The following is a 23,433-nucleotide window of genomic DNA, read 5'->3' on the forward strand; positions in this document are numbered from 1 at the left end:
CGTTAAGCAGCAAGTCTTGAATCAGGAAGTAGGCGATCAACGCCGTGTCCGTCAATACTCCTAACCGCACCGTCGAAGACTTCGGGTCGAACGAGTGGCTGGTCGAGGAATTGTATGAGCAGTACAAGTCAGACAAGAATTCGGTCGACCAGTCCTGGTGGCCCTTCTTCGACAAGTACGAGAAGAACGGCGGAGGCGCTCAGTCCGCTGCCGAGCCCGCCGCCAAGCAGGAGGCGAAGCCGGCTGAGAAGAAGACAGAGGCCAAGTCCCCGGCTTCCACCGCAGCGCCGGCGACATCCCGCGGAGTCACCCCGTCCTCGGCCGAGTCCGAGACGCTGAAGGCCGAGACCAAGTCCGTGCCGCAGGTCACTCCGAAGGAGACTGCACCGAAGCCCGCACCCGAAGAGACGATCACTCCCCTGCGCGGCCCAGCGAAGCTCATCGCGAAGAACATGGATGAGTCGCTCGAAGTCCCGACCGCCACGTCGGTCCGGGCACTGCCTGCCAAGGCGCTCATCGACAACCGGATCGTCATCAATTCGCACCTCAAGCGGACCCGCGGCGGAAAGGTCTCGTTCACCCACCTCATCGGCTTCGCCGTGATCCGTGCGCTGCAGAACTTCCCCTCGCAGAACGTCTCCTACGATGTCCGCGACGGCAAGCCCGTGATGATCTCCCCTGCTCACATCAACTTCGGCCTCGCCATCGACGTTCCGAAGAAGGACGGGTCTCGTACCCTGCTCGTGCCCAACGTCAAGAAGGCCGAGACGCTGACCTTCCGTCAGTTCGTCGACGCCTACGACGGCCTCGTCGACAAGGCACGCCAGGGCAAGCTCACCGCCGACGACTTCGCCGGCACCACGGTCTCGCTGACCAACCCCGGCGGAATCGGCACCGTCCACTCCGTGCCGCGCCTGACGAAGGGCCAGGGCTGCATCATCGGCGTCGGCGCGCTCGACTATCCCGCCGAATTCCAGGGTGCCAGCCAGCAGACCATCAACTCCCTGGCCGTGTCCAAGGTGCTGACCATGACCTCGACCTACGATCACCGTGTGATCCAGGGCGCCGGATCGGGCGAGTTCCTCAAGCTCGTCCACAGCTACCTGCTGGGCGAAGACGGCTTCTACGACGATGTCTTCGAATCCCTGCGCCTGCCCTATGAGCCGGTCCGCTGGGTTCCCGACGTCTCGGCCGAGGACCAGGACGACGTCAACAAGACCGCACGAGTCATCGAACTCATCGATGCCTACCGCACTCGCGGCCACCTCATGGCCAACATCGATCCCCTGGTCTACCGACAGCGGTCCCACCCTGACCTCGACATCAATCAGCACGGCCTGACCCTGTGGGATCTCGAACGCGAGTTCCCCACCGGCGGATTCGGCGCGAAGCCGATGATGCCCTTCCGCAACATCCTCGGACTGCTGCGCGAGAGCTACTGCCGAACCACGGGCTTCGAGTACATGCACATCGCCGACCCGGTCCAGCGTCGCTGGTTCCAGTCGAAGATCGAGGTCCCGCATCAGGAGCTCACCCGGTCGGAGCAGGGCCACATCCTCGGTCGCCTCAATGCCGCTGAGGCCTTCGAGACCTTCCTGCAGACGAAGTACATCGGACAGAAGCGCTTCAGCCTCGAAGGCGGAGAGTCCGCGATCGTCCTGCTCGACGAGATCCTCAACCAGTCCGCCGACACCGGTCTCGACGAGGTCGCCATCGGCATGGCCCACCGCGGTCGCCTCAATGTCCTTACGAACATCGCCGGCAAATCCTATGCGCAGATCTTCCGCGAGTTCGACGGAACCATGTCCCCGGACAGCGTCCAGGGCTCGGGCGATGTGAAGTACCACCTGGGCACCCAGGGTTCGTTCACCTCACCGGCAGGCAACACCACCGGTGTCTACGTCGCGGCCAACCCCAGCCACCTGGAGACCGTCGATCCGGTCCTCGAAGGAATCGTCCGCGCCAAGCAGGACCTCGTCGACCAGGGCGAGGCGGGCTTCACCGTCCTGCCGGTCCTCGTCCACGGCGATGCCGCATTCGCCGGCCAGGGCGTGGTCACCGAAACGCTCAACCTCTCCGAGCTGCGCGGCTACCGCACAGGCGGAACGGTCCACGTCATCATCAACAATCAGGTCGGGTTCACCACTCCCCCCGCCTCGGCGCGTTCCTCCTTCTACTGCACGGACGTGGCCAAGTCGATCAACGCCCCGATCTTCCACGTCAACGGCGATGATCCCGAGGCCGTCGTGCGCGCGGCTCGCCTGGCCTTCGAATACCGCCAGGAATTCAACCGCGACGTCGTCATCGACCTCGTGTGCTACCGCCGTCGCGGCCACAACGAGGGCGACGACCCGTCGATGACCCAGCCGACGATGTACTCGCTCATCGAGAAGAAGGGGTCGGTGCGCAAGCTCTACACCGAATCGCTCGTGGGCAGGAAGTGCATCACCGACGAAGAGGCCGCCGAGGCGCTCAAGGACTACCAGTCGAAGCTGGAATCGGCCTTCGCCGAGACCAAGGAAGCCGAGACCGGATCCTACGACGGAGAAGCGTTCAACGCTCCCTACGAGCCGAGCGATATCGAGACCTTCAACGACTCCGAAACAGCCATCAGCCCCGAGATGCTCCAGCGCATCGGTGAGGCCTTCACCGAGATCCCCGAGGGCTTCACGGTCCACAAGAAGCTGCGCGCTCTGCTCGAGAAGCGCAAGGAGATGTCGCTCTCGGGCGGGATCGACTGGGGCTTCGCCGAGCTGCTGGCCTTCGGCTCGCTGCTCATGGACGGCGTCCCGGTGCGCCTGGCCGGCCAGGACTCCCGTCGCGGCACGTTCGTCCAGCGTCACTCCGTGCTCATCGACTCGGTCAACGGAAATGAGTGGACGCCGCTGCAGAACCTCACCGAGGATCAGGCTCGCTTCTGGGTCTACGACTCCCTGCTGAGCGAATATGCGGCCGTCGGCTTCGAATACGGCTACTCCGTCGAACGCAAGGACGCTCTCGTGGCGTGGGAGGCGCAGTTCGGTGACTTCGCACAGGGTGCACAGACCGTCATCGACGAGTTCATCTCCTCCTCCGAGCAGAAGTGGCAGCAGAACTCCGGTGTCGTCATGCTCCTGCCCCACGGCTATGAGGGACAGGGACCTGACCACTCCTCGGGCCGCATCGAGCGTTACCTCCAGCTGTGCGCCGAGAACAATATGACGGTGGCCTGCCCGTCCTCAGGGGCCTCGTACTTCCACCTGCTGCGTCGCCACGCCTCGACGACTAACAAGCGTCCGCTCATCGTCTTCACCCCGAAGTCGATGCTCCGCCTCAAGGCCGCTGCGAACTCGCCGGAGGAATTCACCTCGGGCAGGTTCCAGGCCGTCATCGACGATACGGACGTCGACGCCTCGCAGGTCGAACGCGTCGTCCTCGTCTCCGGCAAGCTCTACTGGGAGCTCAAGGCCAAGCGCGAGAAGGACAGCGACCAGAAGATGGCTCTCGTCCGCCTTGAGCAGCTCTACCCGCTCGACGAGGCGGCCATCACCGCTGTGCTCGACCGCTTCCCGGCCGATGCCGAGATCGTCTGGGCCCAGGAGGAGCCGGAGAACCAGGGGGCCTGGCCGTTCATGGCACTGCACCTGCCCGAGCTCCTCGGCGGCCGTGAGGTCAAGGTCATCTCCCGTGCCGCTTCTGCAGCCACCTCGACCGGGCTCAAGCACTTCCACGAGGCTCAGCAGAAGGATCTCGTCGAGCGGATCTTCAGCCGGTGAGCAGCGACATCACCACAACCATCGCCGTGGTCGGAGGCCCGTTGGTCGCCGGCCACGGCGATGGCCGTGGCCTCGGGTGGGTCGGACGAGTGACGGCGAGAACTCTGCCGAGCGTGCCGGAGCTCAAGGTGTATCCGTTGGCGGTGCCGACCGAGGACTCCGCCGGACTCCATGCGCGCACGATCGCCGAGGCGTCTCTGCGATTCACGCCCGACGGGGACAACCGTCTGGTATTGGCTCTGAGCTCCGGCGACCTCGACTCGGGTCGATCGGTGGCCAGGGCACGCCTCGACGTGGCCAATATCCTCGACGAGGCCCTGGCCCGGAAGGTCTCGACCTTCGTGCTCGGCCCACCGCCGGAGCACGATGGGGATCGCAATCGACGCATCGCCGAGCTCAACACCAGCTTCTCGGACGTGGCCAAGAGGCGCGGCATCACCTATGTCGACACCTTCACTCCCCTCCTCGGCCATCCCGTATGGCAGCGCGAGGTCGCATCGTCACGGGACCATCTGCCGGCACAGGAAGGCTATGGGCTCCTGGCGTGGCTGGTTCTGCATCGCGGCTGGTTCAACTGGCTGGGGGTCCAGGACGTCCTCGGCGACAGCTGAGCCGGCGCACTGTGTGACCTGGTCCGACTTTGCTCTGCTCGGACGATCATGAGACAATTGAGCGTCTATCAAAGGAGGGCACAATGAGCAAGCGTGGCCGTAAGCGTCGCGATCGCCGCCGTAAGAAAGCCAACCACGGCAAGCGTCCAAACGCATGATTCGCTGATTCGTTCGGTGAATGACGAAGGCGGGAAGAGAATCGATTCTCTTCCCGCCTTCGCTGTTCCCGGAGCGCTCCGGCTCTGCTCAAGCCTCGAGTCAGGAGTTCTGCTCCAGTGCGATCCGCTGGCGGATCTTCTCACGCAGTCCCATCGGGGCACGGTCGTGGCTGCATGAACGACGCACAAGCTCCTTCAGCAGCGCTTCGATCTCGTACTCGTCATGACACGACGGGCACTGTTCGAGGTGGATCGAGATCTCACGGATCTCCGTCGTCGTCAGCTCTCCGTCGAGATAGTGGTAGATGCGCATCAGAGACTCGGCCCTGACGCTTTCGCAGCATCCCTCGTTGCTCAATTCGCACCTCCCTCGGGACTCACGAAACCGCGTTCGGCGGCGTAGTCGGCCAGCATCTCCCGCAGCTGTCGGCGCCCGCGGTGGAGTCGCGACATCACTGTGCCGATCGGCGTCTCCATGATCTCGGCGATCTCCTTGTACGGCAGGCCTTCGACATCGGCGTAGTAGACGACCATGCGGAAGTCCTCGGGCAGCGCCGAGAGCGCTTCCTTGACATCGGAGTCGGGAAGGTGGTCGAGGGCTTCGAGTTCGGCCGAACGCCCTCCGGACGAGGAGTGACTGTTCGCCTGCGCGATCTGCCAGTCCTCGATGTCCTCACTGCCGTGCTCCTGGGGCTGACGCTGCTTCTTTCGGTAGTTGTTGATGAAGGTGTTCGTCAGGATCCGGTACAGCCACGCCTTGAGATTGGTTCCGGGCTTGTATTGGTGGAAGGCCGCGTACGCCTTCGCATAGGCTTCCTGAACGAGGTCCTCGGCATCTGCCGGGTTGCGGGTCATACGCAGAGCAGCTGCGTAGAGCTGGTTGACATATTCCAGAGCATCCCGCTCGAAACGCTCCGACCTCTCGGCGGCGGTTTCGGGGGCTTCTTTGACTGATTCGGTCATCGCAGTCAATGGTACGCCCGTTCTCTCCAGGACGGCAGTGGCGCTCATAGACTTCTCCTTCTGCCTGTCGACTTCGCGACGGGTCCGCCCGTCGAATGGCTTCACCCCTACAACATCGGGTCGGCGTCCCACTATTCCCACCTCAGCAGTTATGCTTGCCAGTGAGATGACCGCCACGTAGGAAGGACCACTGTGTCTCCCATTCGTCTGATCGCACGGCCCATGCTGGCCGCCGGCTACATCCTCAACGGCGTCGACCGGCTGCGCAAACCGGAAGCGGCTGCCGCATCGGTCGGCCCGCTGCTCAACCAGGCCCGTAAGCGGGCCGATGTCCCGGTCGACGCAGTGACTCTCGCCCGCGCCACCGGTGTTGCTCAGGTCGCAGCCGGTTCGCTGCTGGCCATCGGTCGCTTCCCCCGCCTCAGCGCTTCGATCCTCGTCGGCACCTATCTGCTCGACACCGTCGGCGAGCGTCTGTCTGCCGACAAGACGGCGTCGAAGGAGGAGAAGAAGGCCCGCAACGAACGCACCCTGCTGCGCACCTCGATGCTCGGCGGCGCGCTGCTCGCCGCTGTCGACACCGCCGGTCGCCCCGGCCTGTGGTGGCGCACCCAGCACGCGGCCGAAGACCTGTGGTCGAGCGTCGAAGACACCTCGAAGCAGGCCCTGAACGCGCTCGGAGTTGACTGACATCCCCACACACACTCCCCCGGTGACCGGCGATTGGCAGCCGCCGGTCGCCGGTTCCGCCGTCTCCGCCGCTGTCGCCGTTCCCGGTTCCAAGTCCCTGACCAACCGCTATCTCATCCTCGCGGCCCTGGCCCGTTCGAGCTCCGACCTGACAGGATGGCTGCGCAGCCGGGACACTCTGCTCATGATCGAGGCTCTGCGCCGCCTCGGTGCCGTGATCGACGACGACGGTGATGAGCTCCACGTCGAGCCGATCCCCTTCGCCGGTTCGGATGCGCCCGCGCACGATGCCGGGCCGGATTCTCCGATCACCATCGACTGCGGTCTCGCCGGAACCGTCATGCGCTTCATCCCGCCGCTCGCGGCGCTGACGGGACGTGACATCGTCCTCGACGGTGACGAACAGGCCCGGGCGCGGCCGATGTCAGTGACGATCGACTCGCTGCGGGAACTCGGCGCTTCGATCACCTCGGCGAACGGCACCCTGCCGATGACGATCCATGCCGATTCGCAGCTGCGCGGCGGCCACCTCGGCATCGATGCCAGCGCTTCGAGCCAATTCGTCTCCGGCCTGCTGCTCGCCGCTCCAGTCATGCCCCTGGGCCTCGAACTGACCAACACTGCTGACTCAGTGCCCAGTCGCACGCATGTGGACATGACGATCGAAGTCCTCCGCGATGCCGGCGTCGACATCAGCGAACCCGAGCCCGAACGCTGGATCGTCGAACCCGGATTGCCGCGCGGGCTCGACGTCCAGGTCGAGCCCGACCTCTCCAACGCCGCCGCCTTCGCCGCCGCAGCCGTCGCCACCGGCGGTTCCGTGACCATCGCGAAATGGCCCGCACATACGACGCAGGCCGGAGACGGCTTCCGCGAGATCGCCGAGGCCTTCGGTGCGACGGTCCGTCTCGACCGAGACGGACTGCATGTGCAGGGTCCGGAGACTCTCACCGCCGTCGATCTCGACCTGTCCGCGGTCGGCGAGCTCACCCCGGTGGTCTCGGCCCTCGCGGCGCTGGCGGAAGGCACTTCGCGGCTGCGCGGGATCGGACACCTGCGCGGGCACGAGACCGATCGCCTGGCCGCGCTGACTCGGGAGTACGGTGCCATCGGCGTCGACGTCGTCGAGCATGCCGATTCGCTGACGATCACCGGCACCAGACAGCTGCGCCCAGCACTGTGGCACACCTACCACGACCACCGCATGGTCATGGCCGGCGCCGTCCTCGCCCTGCGCAACGACGGGATGGTCATCGAGAACGCCGGCACCGTGGCAAAGACCCTGCCGGCCTTCACCCAGCTGTGGGAAGCCATGCTCACACCCGGAGCCTGAGATGGCGAAGATCTTCCGCGACGAGGACTATCGTCCCCGACCGAACCGACGTGGCTCACGCCCCCGGACGAAGAACCGTCCTGATCACAAGGATGCAGTCTCCGGTCTGGTCACTGGCGTCGATCGGGGCAGGTACCGCGTCATCCTCGCTGACGATGAGGGGAACTTCCCTTCGGCTTCCCCGTCCCGGAAGAAGGGGAAGCGGTCTCGGCGAGCCGCCTCGGTGACGGCAGTGCGAGCCTCTCACCTGCGCAAGCACGCGATCGTTCCCGGCGACATCGTCCGCCTCGTCGGTGACACGTCGGGAACCGAGGGGACTCTGGCCAGGCTGGTGGAGGTCACCGAGCGGCAGACCCTGCTGCGCCGCAGCGCCGATGACGCCGACCCGACCGAGCGCGTCCTCGTGGCCAACGTCGATGTCATGGGCATCGTCACGGCCACAGTGGATCCCGAACCTTCGTTCGGTCTCATCGACCGAGCCCTCGTCGCGGCCTTCGAGGCGGGCATCACTCCCCTGCTCATCGTCACGAAGACCGACCTGCACCCGGCCACGGAACTGAGGCAGCGATTCTCCGCCGCTGGGGTCGACATCGTCGAATCCTCCATCGACCCCGATGCCGATGCGGCCGTGGCTCGGTCGACCGAGGACGATTCGGCTCTCGACGAAGCCGATCCCCACGCCGAGGTGGCCGAACACCTCCGCGGACGCATCAGCGTCCTCGTCGGCCATTCCGGGGTGGGCAAGTCCACCCTGACCAACATCCTCGTGCCCGCCGCCGACCGGGCGACGGGACATGTCAATGACGTCACCGGACGCGGACGTCACACCTCGTCATCGGCCGTGTGCCTGCCGTTGGAACGCGGCGGATGGCTCATCGACACCCCCGGAGTGCGCAGCTTCGGACTGGCCCATGTCGACCGGGAAACACTGCTCTCCGCGTTCCCGGAACTCGTCGACGCCACCGCCGAATGCCCCCGTGGCTGCACTCACCTCGCCGATTCACCCGGTTGTCGCCTCGATGACTGGGTGGCCGACGGCAAGGCCGGTCCTGGAGGAGTCTCACGACTGGAGTCCCTGCGCCGGCTGCTGCCTTCGACTGGATAGGCTGGAGGCATGAACGACCTCGACCTGGCGATCGAACTCGCCGATCTCGCCGATGCCATCAGCCACCCGCACTTCCGGGCACAGGACTTCGCCGTCGAAACCAAACCCGACCTGACTCCGGTCACAGAGTGCGACCGTGCGGTGGAGAAGGCGATCATGGATCGCCTCGCCGAAGTTCGACCCGATGACAGTGTGCTCGGTGAGGAATTCGGGGCGCACGGGAGCTCTTCACGACGGTGGATCATCGATCCCATCGACGGAACGAAGAACTTCGTGCGCGGAGTGCCCGTGTGGGCCACGCTCATCTCGCTCTACGACGACGACCGTCCGCTGCTGGGAGTGGTCTCTGCTCCCGCACTCGGACGCCGGTGGTGGGCGGAGTCGGGTCTGGGCGCCTATGCGACCGAGCTCGGGTCCGCGGCCGAACGCATCAGCGTGTCATCGGTCGACGCACTCGACGATGCATCCCTGTCGTATTCGTCGCTGTCGGGGTGGAAAGAGCTGGGAATCCTCGATGAGTTCCTCGGCCTCTGCGATTCGCTGTGGCGCACTCGCGGATACGGCGACTTCTACTCCTATATGCTGCTGGCCGAGGGCGCGGTCGACCTCGCCTGCGAGCCGGAACTCGCGCTCTACGATATGGGCGCAATCGTTCCGATCGTGCTCGAGGCCGGAGGCACCTTCACGAACACGGCCGGCGTGCCAGGTCCTTTCGGAGGCAATGCCGTGGCGAGCAATTCGCGTCTCCACGAAGCGGCCCTCGACCGGCTCGGGCGTGTCGCTCCGGCTCAGGTGTCGTGATGCCGGACATCATGAGGGCCCCGCTGTGGCATTCGATGGCCGAATCCGCGGGTCTGACGAATCCTGACGGGTCGATCGGTGAGACCATCTACGGCCAGATGACGAAGTTCGCCGCCGAGGTCGGAGCCGTCAACCTCGGCCAGGGCGCTCCGGGCACGGAGCCTCCGGAGGCGCTCATCGCCGCCACCGCCGAGGCGATGCGCGCCGGATTCAATCAGTACGCCCCTGGTCAGGGCTTCCCGCAGCTGCTCGAGGCGGTGGCCGCTCAGCGCGGTCGTGATTTCGGTCAGCGGGTCGATCCTGACGAGGTGCTCTACACGGCGGGTGCCACGGAGGGCCTGACAGCTGCGATCCTCGCGTTGCTGCCGCGGGGCGGCTCCCTCGTCGCCTTCGAACCGTTCTACGATTCCTATCCGGCGGCGATCGCCGCTGCCGGCGGAACGCTGCACACGGTACCGATCCTGCCCGATGACCATGGCGGATTCGCCCCGGATTGGGATGTCTTCGATTCCGTCATCGCTGAGGTCGCCCCTGAGATCATCCTCGTCAACACTCCGCACAATCCCACGGGGTTCATCTTCTCTGCCGCAGATCTCGTCCGGATCGGTCGAGCAGCCGAGGCGGTCGATGCCTGGGTGGTCTCCGATGAGGTCTACGAGCAGCTCGTGCTCACCGAACAGGGGCATGTTCCCCCGGCCGTGGCGATCGAGGATTCTGCACGGGTCGTCACGGTCTCCTCGGCGGGCAAATCCTGGAACACCACGGGGTGGAAGATCGGTTGGGTCATCGCCTCGCCCGAGGTGCGTCAGGCCATACAGACGGTCAAGCAGTTCCTGTCGTTCACGGCCGGCGGCCCCATGCAGATCGGAATGGCCGATATGCTGGCCGACGATTCGCCGTTCGTCGCCGAGAACCGAGCTTCGCTGCGGGCACGCGCCGAGGTTCTGGTCTCCGCCTGTCGCACGGTGCCGGGCGCTGAAGTGTCCACTCCGCGCGCCGGCTATTTCACAGTGGTGGACTTCTCTGCGCTGACGGACCTCGATGCGTTCGAGCTCAACGATCTGCTGGCCAGGGAATTCTCCTTGGTCGGGATTCCCGTACCGGCTCTGTGCAGGCCGGGGAGCCCGGCCTATGAGGCCTATCGATCATCGATCCGGTATTCCTTCTGCAAGTCCGTCGCAGACGTCGACAAGGGCGCACAGCTGTTCATCGCCCTCGGCGGGCATCTCCGGGAGCACCCGGAGGCTCTGCGGCAGAGACGATGAGCATCCATCGGACTCAAGCCGAGTGAGTACTCCCCGAGCGGGAACGTGCAGACATCATTGAGCCGAGAGACGCCGGAAGGGGCGAACCGCCGATGCGGTTCGCCCCTTCCGTATCGGGCAGCGACGCTGCCCGCTGAGTCTGGCTCCGTGTCGGCGCATGCGCCGATCAGCAGCTCAGCTCAGAGCAGATCAGGCCTTGACGAGCTCGAGCTCGAGTTCGATCTTGATCTTGTCGGAGACGAGGAGCTCGCCGCCGCCGAGGACAGCCTCGAAGGACATGCCGAAGTCCTTGCGGTTGACGGTGGCGGTGGCCGAGAGACCGGCGACCTGGTTGCCGTTCGGGTCGGTCGCGACGCCGGCGAACTCGGTGGCGAAGGCGACTTCCTTGGTCACGCCGCGCATCGTCAGCTCACCGACGGTCTCGAACTCATCAGCGGCGTCAGCCTTGATGGCGGTCGACGTGAAGCTCAGCTTCGGGTGTTCTTCGGCCAGGAAAAAGTCGCCGCTCTTGAGGTGACCGTCGCGCTGTTCGTTGCGGGTGTTGATCGAGTCCGCGGAGGCTTCGGCGGAGACGATGCTGTCTTCGAGGGTCTCCCCGACGTTCACGCTGCCGGCGATCTCTTCGAAGTGGCCGCGCACCTTCGACACGCCTGCGTGGCGAGCCGTGAAGGTGAACTCCGAGTGGATGGGGTCGATGTTCCAGGTTCCGGCGGCGAGTCCCTGAGGCAGAGCAGTCATGATTTCTCCTTTTGGTTGAAATTTGAAGTACAAGAATGATCCTAGTTCAACTTTCAATCACATGCAAGCCCCGAGCGCTTCCCTTCGGGAAGCGCTGCCGTACAGCCCCCAGGGCCCTGCGGGTGAAGCGCCGGCATGCAGCCTCAGACCCTGCGGGTAAACGGCAAGTGACCATGTGGCGGAGGTCACCTGTATTCGGTTTGGACGCCAGGTGACCCCTCGTGTAGAGTTAAGAACACGCCGCGGGGTGGAGCAGTTCGGTAGCTCGCCGGGCTCATAACCCGGAGGTCGGGGGTTCAAATCCCTCCCCCGCCACGACAGCGGCAGAACCCCCAGTCAGTTTTCTGGCTGGGGGTTCTTCTCATTCACCGCATGCGTGCCCCGACTCCTCGCCGACCGCTCGCCCCAGCGTCGACCGCGCGCCGCATAACTCGGCACAGCGACGGCAGCTCGAGCGCTCGGCGATTCGGCAGTCGGCCCCAGCCAATTCTGCTTGTGTGAGAACGACGAATGCCCTTGGGAGTTCCCAAGGGCATTCGTCGCGGGCGGCTCGAACCGGTTCAGCGTCAGGAAGCCGAACCGGTTCTGCTCAGGGTCAGTTGCCCGAGTCACCGCCTTCGTCAGCCGGCTCCGAGGCGGGAGCGGAGGATTCCCCGTCCGCTGCGTCCTCGGCCAGCGAGGGATCAGCGGCCACAGCGTCCTCGATCGCGTTCTTCAGACGCTCCTGGGCCTTTCCGTACTCCTCGAAGTCACCGTCCTTCAGAGCGGCATCGGAGTCTTCCATGGCCTGCTTCGCCTCCTGCAGTGCATCGTTGAGTGCCTTGTCCGGAGAACCGGAGCTCGAATCCGCACCCTCGCCGCCGGAGGTGGATCCGGATTCGCCGTCTCCGCTGTCCTCGGTGCCGGCATCGCCTGCCGTGGCACCGGAGTCTCCCCCGAACACCTGGTCGAGCGCTTCGTCGAGAGTCGGAGCGAATCCGATGTCCTCGCCGAAGGCCACGAGCACGTGCTGCAGCAGCGGATACGAGGTCTCGCCGGCAGACCGGACGTAGACCGGCTGGACATAGAGCAGACCGCCGCCGATCGGCAGAGTCAGCAGGTTGCCGTTCTCGACTTCGGACTCACCCTGACGCAGCAGGTTGAGACTGCGCTGCACATCCGGCGCAGTGTTGAAGTTGTTCTGCGCCTGGCCCGGTCCGGGCACTGTCGTGTTGCGCGGCAGCTGCAGCAGCCGCAGCTTGCCATAGCCTTCGGCAGTCTCACCCTTCTTGTTTCCGGCATCGGCATCGGCCGAGAGGAAGCCGGTGAGGTTGTTCCGCGACTGCCCCTCGGACGACCGAGCCGGAATGTACGAGCTCGTCAGCGAGAACGACGGCGACTCCTGGCCCGGCATCTGCAGGGTCATGTAGAACGGCGGCTGGGTGAGTCCGCTGCTCGCCTTCGTCGTCGGATCCGTCGGCAGCGTCCAGAAGTCCTGACCGGAGTAGAACTCACTGGCGGAGGTGACGTGGTACTTCGCGAGCAGATCGCGCTGGACCTTGAACATGTCCTCCGGATAGCGGACGTGGCTCATCAGATCACCGGACATCTCCGAGGAGGACTTGATGAGTCCGGGGAACACCTTCATCCAGGTCTTGAGAACCGGATCGTCCTTGTCCCACTGGTACATGTCGACGGAACCGTCGTAGGCGTCGACGGTGATCTTCACCGAGTTCCTGATGTAGTTGACCTCGTCGTCCGGCAGAGTCGCCACCGAATTCGGGGCCGAGGCCGTGGTCGAATCCTCGGTGGCCTGCTGGAGCGGCTGCGGTGTCGAATAGGGGTAGTCCTCGGCAGTGGTGTAGCCATCGAGGATCCACTTGATCTTCCCGTCCACGACGGCCGGGTACGGATCGCCGTCGACCTTGAGGAAGGGAGCGAGCTTCTCCACACGCTCACGCGGGTGACGATCGTAGAGGATCTGAGAGTCCTCGTTGAGAGCGTCCGAGAGAAGGATCTGCTCGTCCTGGAACTTCAGAGCGTAGGCGAGACGGTTGAACACGTTGCCCACCGACGGTCCGCCGTCTCCGGCGAACGTGTTGTTCACCTGGCCGGAGCCGCTCTTCTCATCGGAGGGATAGTCGAGCTCACGTGGGGTCGCTCCCTCCGGCGCACCGACGATCGAGTAGTCCGGCGATGACTCGCCGAAGTACACCCGCGGCTCGTATTCGGGGAAGTCGCCCTTCGGCGGGATGTCCGATTCCATGAACAGCGGTTCGCCGTCCGGATTGCGCTGGTTGCCGTTGGCCGCGACGACTCCGAAACCGTGGGTGTAGACGATGGCCCGGTTGAACCAGCTCTGGTTGTTCACCGAGCTCGGTGCCAACTCACGCACGGAGATGACGGTATCTCGCATCTCCCCGTCGATGTCATAGCGGTCGACATCGAGCTTCTGCGGGAACGAATAGTACGGACGCACCTGCTGCAGCTGGCGGAAGGTGTCTGAGACGAGGTTCGGGTCCAGCAGACGGATCGAGGCCGCGGTCTCGGCGTCCTTGCGCAGGTCCCCCTTCTTGCCGCTGGTGCTCGGCGAGTACGGTGTCACATCGATGTCATCGAAGTCGAACGCTTCACGAGTGGCATCGATGTTGTGCTGGATGTACTCCGACTCCTTGCTCTGCTGTGAGGGGTTGACCTGGAACTGCTGGAGCAGCGCCGGGTACGCGATGATCGAGACGCCGCCGAGCACGATGAGAGTGAGCGTGGCGATGATCGAGATCCGCCAGTTTCCCTTCCACGCGGTGTAGACGAACAGCAGTGCCACCAGCACGGCCGCGATGGCGACGATCGCCATCGCCGGCAGGGCGGCATGGTCGTCGACGTAGGTGACGCCGGGGACGATTCCGCCGGCAGCGGTCATCCTGTCGTAGCGGGACAGCCACAGCCGACCGGCCTGAACGATGATGAGGACGGCCACCGTGATGCCCAGCTGCCACTGAGCGGCTTTCGTCAGGATGACGCCCTTCTGCTCCCCGGGACGGATTCCGCCGAAGAGATAGTGGGCGACGAGGGCCGCGATGAGGGCCATGAGCAGCGCCATGCCCAGCTGATTGCCGATGAGTCGCAATCCCGGCAGGACGAAGACGAAGAACGACTTGTCGAGACCGAACTGCACATCCGTCGAACCGAATGACGTCGAGTTGATCCACTCGAGGACCGTGTTCCAGTTCGCCGAGGCGGTGATGCCCGCAAGGACGCCGATGACCGCGGGAATCGCGATCGTCGCAACCCGACGCAGCGGTTCGATGGCCTCACGATAACGGTCGAGGTTCTCCTGCCGCGGAGTCGTCGGCGCGTAGACGGGACGATGGCGGTAGGCCAAGTGCAGGCTCAGCCAGACCGGAACGGCCATGAGGATGAATCCGCCGAGGAACGTCAGGCCGCGGGTCAGCCACATGGTGCGGAAGACCTCCGCAGCGTCGATCTGGCGGAACCACAGCACCTCGGTGTAGACCTGGGTGAAGGCGATGAAGGCGATCAGCAGGATCGCCACAGACACAAGGGTGAGCAGCAGCGGCGAACGTCTTGGCCGATTCGCCGGCATGCGTGCGGAGGTGGGTGAGGACGAGGAGCTCACTACTGCCCTTTCTCATTGTTGTCGGCACCGTCGGCGGGGCACTTCGGCAGATCCGAAGTGTTGCCGGCGGCGTACTGCTCCACGGTGGTCTGCGCGTCATCGAGCGTGTCGATGCGCGCCACCGCGATCTTGGATTGGTCTGCGGCGGCCATGACCTCCGCACAGTTGTCGGCCGGCGAGAGGAACAGCGTCGCCCCCTTCGCGGTGGCCGCGGACACCTTCTGCCTGGCACCGCCGATCGGCCCGACCGTACCGTCGGGGGTGATCTCCCCGGTGCCGGCCACATGCTTGCCGCCGGTCATCGCACCGGGGGTGAGCTCATCGATGATGGCCAGAGCGAACATCGTTCCGGCGGAGGGGCCTCCGACTCCGTCGACATTGAATTCCACGTCGACGGGGAACTCGAAGTCCTGCTTCATCGTGATGCCGATCGCCTTGCGGCCGTCGACTGTCCCGGGAGTGAGACTGATCGTCTTCGACTCCCCGTCGCGTTCGATGCCGAGCTCGACAGAGCCGGACTCCTGCACGGTTGTGCTCATGATCTGCGCAGCTTCGGGGTCGGAGTCCAGCTTCTTTCCGTTGACCGACATGAGTCGGTCCCCCTTGCGCAGCTTGCCCTGCGCCGGAGCATCGGCGACGACCTCATCGACCGACAGGTGCACGGAATACGACTTGCCCAGCTGCTCCATGGCGGCTGCGACGGCGACGTCCTGGCTCGAGGACATCTCGACCGCATTCGATTCGGTCACGTCCTCACGCGTGGTGTCCAACGGGTAATACGCCTCGGTGGGGACCACGGTCTGGTCGCCGTTGATGAGTGCGCCGAGCGCCTGAGAGGCAAAGACGTCACGACCGGGACCGCCGCTGACGGCGACCGTGAGCATGTCGATGCGACCTGCCGTCGGGTAGGTCTCGGCTCCCGAGACGCTGATCATCGGATCGCCCTGGTAGTCGCCGAGGGTGTTGAAAACCGGTCCCGGCAGCTGAAGCATGTACGGAACCGGCAGGAGCACGGCCAGCGCGATGAAGACGTAGGTCAGGACGCCCGAAGTCGTGGCCAGACGTGGGTTCCGTCGTCGTCTGGTGCCGCGTGTCGGTGCCGGTGACGCCGGCACGGCCCGAGGGGCGTTCTCTGTCATGTAGTCCTTTCGCTGCACCGCCCCACCAGTCTAGTTGAAACCTCAGCGTGAGTTTCACAGACTCCTTTCGCCCGGTGCGAACATCCTGCGAAACCTCCCGGAATTGGGAAGCTTCGCACATTCGGAACCGTTAACGTTGATGTCAAACCGATTCTTGGGGGCTGTAGAACAATGAGCGATGACAACAACAACGAGCAGAATCCGTTCGAGCAGATCTTCGGAATGCTCTTCGGCGCCAATGGTCCCGGATCCGGTCAGGGGGACGACAAGAACAGCTCGGGCATGCCGCAGGGCTTCTCGATCGATCCGGCGATGATGTCCACGATCATGAGTCAGATGCAGGGACTCTTCGGGCAGGGTGCCGATCCGCAGGCCCAGGCCGTCTCGATCGCCGAGAAGGCCGTGCCGACCCCCGATCCCTCCGTATCCGAAGAAGCCGAGCGGGCGACGACCGATGCGTTCCGTCTGGCCGAGCTCTGGCTCGCCGAGGCCACCGACTTCTCCGTCGCCAATCGCTCGGCCCGTCCCCTGCGTCGGGCCGATTGGGTCAAGGAGACGATGCCCGGCTGGCAGAGATTCGTGCTGCCCATCAAGGAGAACATGTCCTCGGCCCTGACCGATACGCTCGAGTCCCAGGTTCCGGCCGAGATGAAGAGCATCCTTGCGGGTGCTTCGTCGATGTTCGGATCGATGAGCGATTCGATGTTCGCCATGCAGATCGGTCAGGCCGTCGGAGCGCTGTCCGAGAGCGTGCTGACCGGCACCGAGGTGGGACTGCCACTGCTCCCCCACGACACCGCCGTGGTCATCGAGAAGAACGTCGAGTCGTTCGCGTCCGAGATCGACGTCGATGCCTCCGAGGTCCGCATCTACCTTGCGGCTCAGGAGCTCGCCCACCTCGCGCTGTTCGAGCGTGCCCCGTGGCTGAGTGCCCAGGTCGAGACTGCCCTGACCCGTTATGCCCAGGGTCTGAAGGTCGACACTTCGCAGATCGAGGACATGGCGTCGAACATCGACCCGTCGAACATCTCCGACCTCAGCGACAATATCCGCCAGGGACTGTTCAACCCGCCGACGACCGATGACCAGAAGAAGGCCCTGACGTCGCTGGAGAATCTCCTCGCCGTCATTGCCGGGTGGGTCGATGTCGTCGTCTATGAGGCCTGCAGGCATCTGCCCGGTCGCGACCAGATCCGCGAGGCTCTGCGCCGTCGCCGGGCGACCGCGGGGCCGGCCGAGAAGACCTTCTCAACCCTTGTGGGCCTCGAGTTCAACCCCCGTCGCCTCCGCGATGCTGCCGCGCTCTTCGCGTACCTCGAGACGCAGGGCGGCGCCGAGGCCCGCGACCGCGTGTTCTCTCATCCGGACCTGCTGCCGACCACACAGGATCTCGATGATCCCCTCGGATACTCCGAGCGTCGGCATGCCGAATGGACCAACGAGTCGAGCATCGATGAGGCCCTGTCCCGGATCCTCGCCGAAGGTCTCGACGGAGCCGGCGGCAGCGACGCACAGGCGGCCGAGGGGTCCGAGGACTCGGATTCCGATGGTTCCGAGTCGCCCGACGATGATGATCCCGACGGCCGCTGAATGATCGACCTCGGCACCGCCCGGCAGGAGGTCGAGAGCGGACCTCGGAATTCGTTCTCCGCGGCCTTCGCAGAGCTCTTCGACCGGCAGGGCTCCGCGTCCCTGCACCGTTCCGGCGGTGAGCACCACGTCACCGCCAGCTGTCTCGTGATCGACCCGGCCGCCGAAGCGGTCCTGCTCAACCACCACCGGAAGGCCGGGCTGTGGGGGCAGTTCGGCGGCCATCTCGAGTCCGACGATGTCTCACTCCGTGGTGCTGCGCGCAGAGAAGCGGAAGAGGAGAGCGGTCTGTACCCGCTCGATCGAGTCACGGCCGCTCCGATCGATCTGCATGTCCACGATCTGTCGGCCGCGTTCGGGGCCTGTACCCGACATTTCGACGTCGTCTATGCGGCCCAGGCGTCGAGAGACGATTCGCCGCATGTCTCGGACGAGTCCTTCGATGTCGCTTGGTTTCCGTTCGACCGGCTGCCCGACGGCCTCATGCCCGATCTGCCGAACCGGCTGCCCGGCCTCTTCCGCTCCGCCGCGACGGCGCTCATCTCTCGCGGCTGAATCGCTCCCCGTCGCTGAAGCCCTCGAGGTAGAGTCTCGCATCCGACTGTCTGGGATGACGATCTGCCAGCTCATGGAATTCCTTCGAATGCGGGCCGATCTGCAGGTGGACGAGCTCATGGACCACCACGGTCTCCAACACCCAGCGGGGCACGGCCTGCAGTCGATGCGAAACGCGGATATCCCCCGTCGACGTCGTCGTGGACGCCCATCGGCTCACGTTCTGATTTCTCACCCAGCGGATCGACGCCGGCCTCAACCGGCCGCCGAAATAGCGTCGACTCATCTCATCAGCCAGGTCGACGAGGTCGGCATCCGACGAATGGTCCCGAGCGGAGAGCCGATTGAACAGGTCCGTCAGCGACCGGATGTTGTGCTCGACGCTGTAGCGCACGGGAGTGCGCAGCACGTAGGTCTCGATCTCCTTCGAGACGGCAACGGTCTTCTTCCGCCGCGCCGACCGGCGCACTTCGATCTCGCCTCGGGCAATCGCCCGCAGCACCTCTTCTTCGGTCCACCGCTGTGCTCTGCTCACCGGACCATCATAGGAAACGGCGCTGACACGGTGACACCGCCATCGGAATGGCTCTCAACACGGACGGCCTTCCGGGCCTCTAGTTTGTGAGTTTCCTGAGTCTGTCGGAACTTTGCGGTCGAATCCCCCGTCCACAGCCGCCTCGGCGATCACCGTCCCCGCAGGGCGGGACCTGATCAGATCCGGCAGCACGGTTTTCAACAGCCCATCGACATTCAAGGCGCCTTTCCTCCACAGACCGCGCGGCGATTCCCACAGGTTATCCACAAGCTGTTGACGTGTCTGTGCATGACGATGCATTGACGCGGGGGCGTTTGCGGAATAAGTTCTATGCTTGACCCCGGAAAACCCGAGGATGCGTGCGGAAGGGGAAGCCGCACGAGTCCTCGCGAGCGCCTGGGGCACTATGCGGCTGAGGGCATGCCGGGACACATTTCCCGGCCTGTCCTCAGCCGTTTTTCCACACGGTTATCCACAGCTCGTGACCTGCCATGGCTATTCTGTCCCCCGTTCACTACCGTGGAAGTCTCCACGATGCCGAAGCGAAGGGGCCGAGATGTTCAGGATCTTTCCGAGTGTTCCCATCACCTGGCGGTCGTCCTCATGCATCCAGTTCGGTGCCGAGGATCCAGTGCTCGTCGATGGCCTGCTGCCCGGCGACGCCAGCCTCATCGAAGATCTCCGCCTCGGCATCGGCTCGGCTCAGTTCTATGCGCGCGCTCAAGAGCTCGGGGTCGACCTCAGCCGGGCAAGCTCTCTCATCACCCTCCTCGGCGAGGCCAAGGTGCTCGTCCCCGACGACGCGGACGCCGGTTCGGTTCCGAAGGGATCACCGGTCTTCGCCGCGGCCCGCACCTTCGATCTGTCGCCGGATCGCGTGTCACAGATCCTCGGATCCCGGCCGGTTCTGGTCACCGGACCACTGCGTTCCCATGTCGAAGGCCAGCTGGCCGCCCTCGGCTTCGCCGTTGCCACTGCCCACCGTGTCGAGGAGCTCGACCTCATGACGGCCCCGCTGGTGGTCACGAGTTCCCATCTGGTTCCCGATCTGCATTCCGCTATGTGGCTCAGTGATCGGGAAGTCGATCACTGCCAAGTCGTCCTCGGAGAGCAGACTGTGGAGATCACGGGTCTCATCCGTCCCGGGTCGACGCCGTGTTCCGTCTGCTCCTGCCTGCACAGGAAGGACAGAGACGCCGGTTGGCTCGCTCAGCATCCGCGCCTGCGAGCCCTGCCGGAACGGGAGAGCCTGAGCGATCCCGCGGCCCGAATCCTCGGCTCGGCGCATGTCGTCCAGATGCTTCGTCATGCTCTGCTGCGGCCCGAATCGGCACCGATCCGTCGCGTGGTCACCTTGGGTCCGGGAGAGGTCACCGACACCGGACTGCTCTTCCATGACCGCTGCCAGTGCCGCACACCGGTCCCCGATTTCGGGTCAGTCGCCGATCAGGCCCAGTAGCTGGGCACCATAGAGTTCGAGTTTCGTCGCCCCGATCCCGGGAACCCGAGCGAGTTCGTCGAGGCTGGACGGACGGACCTCTGCGATGACGGACAGTGAGGTGTCCGTGAGCACGAGGTACGGCGGCAGTCCCTGCTCCAAACCGATTCGCACCCTCCACCGGCGCAGACGGTCCAACAGCTCGAGGTCGATGTCAGCAGGACAGTCGGAGCATCGCCCGACAGCGCGATCGATCTGCGAGACCAACGCCCTGTTGCATCCGCGACAGCGGTTGAGAGCCGCCGAATTCGACGCCGCACGACCGTCTCCCATCGTCGGTCCGGCCTGACCGAGTTCGGCGAGGAAGCGGGAGGACCTCCGCGGTTTCTGTGTGGAATCGAATCTGGCCAGTGACCAACTCATTCGCAGGTCTGTGCCGGCGCGAGTCAGTGCCACATAGAACAGGCGGCGTTCCTCGGCGATGGCTCTGGGTGTCTGAGCGTAGCTGATCGGCAGCAGGCCTTCGCTGAGGCCGACGAGGTGCACGCTGTCCCACTCGAGGCCCTTCGCCGCGTGGAAGGACGCCAGAGTGACTCCTTCGATGTCCGGGGCGAACTGGTGCTCGGCGCGGTCCGACAGATCGTTGAGGAAGACCTCCATCGGCACGGGGAGCTCCTGCCCGTGTTGGTGCTCCTCGGCGAGGTCGACGAGGGCTTTGAGCGACTCCCATCGCTGTCTGCCGGCTCCGGCCGCAGGCGGCTCCCGAGTGAAGCCGAGCGAACCGAGGACCTCCATCACGGCTTCGGGCAGGCGCTGCCCACTCGAGGTCACGCGAGCGGCTTTGAGCATGAGTACGGCCTCTTTGACCTCCTTGCGCGCGAAGAAGCGTTCTCCACCGCGCAGCACATAGGGGATTCCGGCTGCGGCCAGTGCCTGCTCATAGGCGGGGCTCTGCCCGTTCGTACGGAAGAGGACGGCGATGTTGCGAGGGCGACGTCCGGCCTCGATCTCGGCGGAGATGGCTTGGACGACGCCGGTCGCCTCGGCTTCGTCGGTGGGATACTCCACCATGCGCGGCTGCCGCCCCATGGGGTTGTCGGTCCGCAGAGTCAGCGCGGTCCGGGAGGTGTGCCGCAGCAGATTGTTCGCCGTGGACACGATGGCTTGGGATGACCGGTAGTTGCGCACCAGTCGGATCGTTCTGGCGTCGGGCATCGACGTGCTCAGCGTTCCGAGCAGGCTCGCGTCGGCTCCCGCGAACGTATAGATGGTCTGGGCGGGATCACCGACCACACAGAGATTGTCGCGGGGCCCGAGCCATCGGGAGAGCACGTCGAATTGGAGCGGCGAGACGTCCTGGAACTCGTCGACGACGAAGTGTCTGTACTGGTCACGGATCTCGGCTGCGATCGCCGGGTACTCGGCCAGGACACCCGAGAGCACGAGGAGCACATCGTCGAAGTCGAGCAGCCGTCCTCGTGTCTTCGCCTCCCCGTAGGCCTCGAATATCCGCACCATGTCCTCGACGCTCAGCCGACCGGGCAGTTCGCGAGCCGCCGCCTTCGTCGCATAGTCGTCTACGCCCAAGAGGGTCGACGCCGCGAACTCGATCTCCGCAGCGACGTCTCTGGTCAGTTCCCGACTGGTCTCCATGCCGAGGCTCTGCATGACCGAGCCGATGATGCCTGCCTTGTTCTCGATGATCCGCGGAAAGTCTCCTTCGGCGAACCGGTCCCAGAAGAAGCGCAGCTGACGCAGCGCCGCGGAGTGGAAGGTGCGGGCCTGAACCGCGGGGACGCCGAGTCCGCGCAGTCGTGAGCGCATCTCCCCCGCCGCCTTCGCGGTGAAGGTCAGAGCCAGAACGTGGTTGGCCGGAAACACCTCGGACGCGATTCCATAGGCGATCCGGTGCGTCATGGCGCGGGTCTTGCCCGTTCCGGCGCCGGCGAGGACGACCACCGGTGAGTCGAAGTGGGTGGCGACGGCGCGCTGTTCGGAGTCCAGGGCCTCGAGCAGGGCCGTGGCCGAAGCGTTCATTCGTTGTCCAACCAGCTGTGCAGGAGCTGCCCGGCGATGGAGATCGTCGACGGGGCACGCACCTGACCGTTCGCAATGGCATTCTGCAGCTCCGCTCGAGTGAACCAGCGCAGAGAGGCGATCTCCGCCTCGTCGGCGGCGAAGTCGCGGCTGGGAGCAGCTGCCGAGAAGCCGAGCATCAGTGAGCACGGAAAGGGCCACGGCTGGGAACCCAGATATCGGGGGTCGGTGACTTCGAGGTGGGCTTCTTCCCAGATCTCCCGGATCACGGCGTGTTCGAGGGTCTCACCCGGTTCGACGAATCCGGCCAGGAGCGAATACCGGTCGGATTCCCAGGCGGCGTTGTTGCCCAACAGAACACGTTCGACACCGTCTTCATCGGTGTTGACGATGACGACGATGACAGCAGGATCGGTGCGGGGAAAGTGTTCGCTTCCGGTCTCCGGGTCGCGGCGGACCCATCCGCCCATGACTGGGCTGGTCGGAGTGCCGGTGCGTGGGGAGAACCGGTGCGCGCGATGCCAGTTCCCCAAACCGACGATCTCGCAGGCCAGAGAGACCTGGACATCGTCGAGGGCGTCGGCCAGGTGACGCAGCGGCAGCCAGATGGGTTCGGAGCTGTCGAGGCCCTCCCCCGGTGCCGTCAGCAGGTCGGTGGCGTCCCGGGCGCGCGAGGCGTCCAGTCGGGCGTCGATATGGCTGCGACCGTCATCGTCCAAGGACACTCCGATATACCGAGTGCCGTGCGGGTCACGGCCGAGGTAGACCTCCGTCTGTCCTTCCGGCACCAGTTCCCGATCCGTCAGGAAGAGTCCCCCGCCGGCGACGAGCAGCGACCCGCGGTGTTCGAAGACGGCCTGAGCTCCCGAGGCCCAGACCTCGCTGAGATCGCCGTTTTGGCCCCGAGTCAGATGGTCGCGATCGATTCCGTGACGGGCGAGGCTGATCGGCTGCACCGGAGGCAATGGTTTCATGCCCTCCACGATATCCCAGCGTCCTGACTCAGCGTCCGCGAGCGTGGGTGCCCGACAGGTCGACGAAAGTCGCCTCGGCAGACACGCTCGACGGCGAGTCCCGTGTCTCAGCCGAACCCAGGCGGTAGAT

19 protein-coding genes and 1 tRNA gene are annotated in these 23,433 nt (G+C 65.0%); 12 read left to right on the top strand and 8 right to left on the bottom strand.

The genetic code is table 11. The features are described 5' to 3' along the window. Window positions 1–44 precede the first annotated feature (44 nt). The 3 genes from AD89_RS0102005 to AD89_RS20620 all read left to right on the top strand — a co-directional run bounded on the left by AD89_RS0102005 (window position 45) and on the right by AD89_RS20620 (window position 4,524). Entirely contained in the window at window positions 45–3,755 is a 3,711-nt protein-coding gene (locus AD89_RS0102005) for a multifunctional oxoglutarate decarboxylase/oxoglutarate dehydrogenase thiamine pyrophosphate-binding subunit/dihydrolipoyllysine-residue succinyltransferase subunit (RefSeq protein WP_025776937.1), read from the top strand. Beyond that, window positions 3,752–4,366, top strand: a complete 615-nt coding sequence (locus tag AD89_RS0102010) for a GDSL-type esterase/lipase family protein (protein ID WP_025776938.1) — start codon at window positions 3,752–3,754, stop codon at window positions 4,364–4,366. The genes AD89_RS0102005 and AD89_RS0102010 overlap by 4 nt, the downstream gene beginning before the upstream one ends. Window positions 4,367–4,449: 83 nt before the next feature. Continuing rightward, a complete protein-coding gene (locus AD89_RS20620; RefSeq protein WP_098731028.1) occupies window positions 4,450–4,524 on the top strand; it encodes a 50S ribosomal protein bL37 in 75 nt (24 codons plus the stop codon). A gap of 100 nt (window positions 4,525–4,624) precedes the next feature. Here the strand turns inward: AD89_RS20620 and rsrA are convergent, their stop codons facing one another. Both rsrA and AD89_RS0102020 read right to left on the bottom strand, forming a co-directional pair. Further along, the gene (rsrA, locus tag AD89_RS0102015; RefSeq protein WP_025776939.1) at window positions 4,625–4,882 is read right to left on the bottom strand and encodes a mycothiol system anti-sigma-R factor; all 258 of its coding nucleotides are present in this window, start codon (window positions 4,880–4,882) and stop codon (window positions 4,625–4,627) included. After that, entirely contained in the window at window positions 4,879–5,535 is a 657-nt protein-coding gene (locus AD89_RS0102020; RefSeq protein WP_051504988.1) for a sigma-70 family RNA polymerase sigma factor, read from the bottom strand. The genes rsrA and AD89_RS0102020 overlap by 4 nt, the downstream gene beginning before the upstream one ends. A 144-nt stretch (window positions 5,536–5,679) precedes the next feature. Here AD89_RS0102020 and AD89_RS0102025 point away from each other — a divergent pair, with 144 nt between their 5' ends. The 5 genes from AD89_RS0102025 to AD89_RS0102045 are packed head-to-tail and all read left to right on the top strand — an operon-like array spanning window position 5,680 to window position 10,681. Next, window positions 5,680–6,177: a DoxX family protein gene (locus AD89_RS0102025; RefSeq protein ID WP_025776941.1), complete on the top strand. Its 498-nt coding sequence runs from the start codon at window positions 5,680–5,682 to the stop codon at window positions 6,175–6,177. Window positions 6,178–6,199: 22 nt separating this feature from the next. After that, on the top strand, window positions 6,200–7,510 hold the full coding sequence (gene aroA / locus AD89_RS0102030) for a 3-phosphoshikimate 1-carboxyvinyltransferase (RefSeq protein ID WP_025776942.1): 1,311 nt from the start codon (window positions 6,200–6,202) through the stop codon (window positions 7,508–7,510). A gap of 1 nt (window position 7,511) precedes the next feature. Beyond that, window positions 7,512–8,615: a ribosome small subunit-dependent GTPase A gene (gene rsgA, locus AD89_RS0102035; RefSeq protein ID WP_025776943.1), complete on the top strand. Its 1,104-nt coding sequence runs from the start codon at window positions 7,512–7,514 to the stop codon at window positions 8,613–8,615. Between the two features lie 9 nt (window positions 8,616–8,624). After that, window positions 8,625–9,416 carry a histidinol-phosphatase gene (gene hisN, locus AD89_RS0102040; protein WP_025776944.1) on the top strand — a complete coding sequence of 264 codons (792 nt, stop codon included), beginning with the start codon at window positions 8,625–8,627 and terminating at the stop codon, window positions 9,414–9,416. Beyond that, a complete protein-coding gene (locus AD89_RS0102045; protein WP_025776945.1) occupies window positions 9,416–10,681 on the top strand; it encodes an aminotransferase class I/II-fold pyridoxal phosphate-dependent enzyme in 1,266 nt (421 codons plus the stop codon). Before hisN ends, AD89_RS0102045 begins: the two co-directional genes overlap by 1 nt. Window positions 10,682–10,870: 189 nt before the next feature. Here the strand turns inward: AD89_RS0102045 and AD89_RS0102050 are convergent, their stop codons facing one another. Continuing rightward, window positions 10,871–11,419 carry a YceI family protein gene (locus AD89_RS0102050; protein WP_025776946.1) on the bottom strand — a complete coding sequence of 183 codons (549 nt, stop codon included), beginning with the start codon at window positions 11,417–11,419 and terminating at the stop codon, window positions 10,871–10,873. A 241-nt stretch (window positions 11,420–11,660) separates the two neighbouring features. Between AD89_RS0102050 and AD89_RS0102055 the strand changes: the two genes are divergently transcribed. Beyond that, a tRNA-Met gene (locus AD89_RS0102055) sits at window positions 11,661–11,734 on the top strand. Window positions 11,735–12,014: 280 nt separating this feature from the next. Here the strand turns inward: AD89_RS0102055 and AD89_RS0102060 are convergent. Together AD89_RS0102060 and AD89_RS0102065 are read right to left on the bottom strand one after the other, a co-directional pair. Next, complete coding sequence (locus tag AD89_RS0102060) at window positions 12,015–15,002, bottom strand: UPF0182 family membrane protein (RefSeq protein ID WP_035319666.1); 2,988 nt, start codon at window positions 15,000–15,002, stop codon at window positions 12,015–12,017. A gap of 32 nt (window positions 15,003–15,034) precedes the next feature. Continuing rightward, window positions 15,035–16,174 carry a YlbL family protein gene (locus tag AD89_RS0102065; protein WP_025776948.1) on the bottom strand — a complete coding sequence of 380 codons (1,140 nt, stop codon included), beginning with the start codon at window positions 16,172–16,174 and terminating at the stop codon, window positions 15,035–15,037. Between the two features lie 171 nt (window positions 16,175–16,345). Between AD89_RS0102065 and AD89_RS0102070 the strand changes: the two genes are divergently transcribed. After that, window positions 16,346–17,764, top strand: a complete 1,419-nt coding sequence (locus AD89_RS0102070) for a zinc-dependent metalloprotease (RefSeq protein WP_025776949.1) — start codon at window positions 16,346–16,348, stop codon at window positions 17,762–17,764. Continuing rightward, the gene (locus tag AD89_RS0102075; protein WP_025776950.1) at window positions 17,765–18,319 is read left to right on the top strand and encodes an NUDIX hydrolase; all 555 of its coding nucleotides are present in this window, start codon (window positions 17,765–17,767) and stop codon (window positions 18,317–18,319) included. It begins immediately after the preceding gene. Here the strand turns inward: AD89_RS0102075 and AD89_RS0102080 are convergent. Further along, window positions 18,303–18,854, bottom strand: a complete 552-nt coding sequence (locus tag AD89_RS0102080) for a M48 metallopeptidase family protein (protein WP_101553908.1) — start codon at window positions 18,852–18,854, stop codon at window positions 18,303–18,305. The genes AD89_RS0102075 and AD89_RS0102080 overlap by 17 nt on opposite strands. A 556-nt stretch (window positions 18,855–19,410) precedes the next feature. On the opposite strand from AD89_RS0102080, the gene AD89_RS0102085 reads away from it, so the two are divergent. Next, a complete protein-coding gene (locus AD89_RS0102085) occupies window positions 19,411–20,313 on the top strand; it encodes a hypothetical protein (protein WP_025776952.1) in 903 nt (300 codons plus the stop codon). On the opposite strand, the gene AD89_RS0102090 is transcribed toward AD89_RS0102085, so the two are convergent. Then, entirely contained in the window at window positions 20,290–22,329 is a 2,040-nt protein-coding gene (locus AD89_RS0102090) for an ATP-dependent DNA helicase UvrD2 (protein WP_025776953.1), read from the bottom strand. The two genes, AD89_RS0102085 and AD89_RS0102090, sit on opposite strands and share 24 nt — an antisense overlap. Beyond that, on the bottom strand, window positions 22,326–23,303 hold the full coding sequence (gene nudC / locus AD89_RS0102095; RefSeq protein ID WP_025776954.1) for an NAD(+) diphosphatase: 978 nt from the start codon (window positions 23,301–23,303) through the stop codon (window positions 22,326–22,328). The genes AD89_RS0102090 and nudC overlap by 4 nt, the downstream gene beginning before the upstream one ends. Between the last annotated feature and the right edge of the window lie 130 nt (window positions 23,304–23,433).

Source organism: Brevibacterium sp. VCM10 (assembly GCF_000583215.1).
Classification (GTDB): Bacteria; Actinomycetota; Actinomycetes; order Actinomycetales; family Brevibacteriaceae; genus Brevibacterium; species Brevibacterium linens.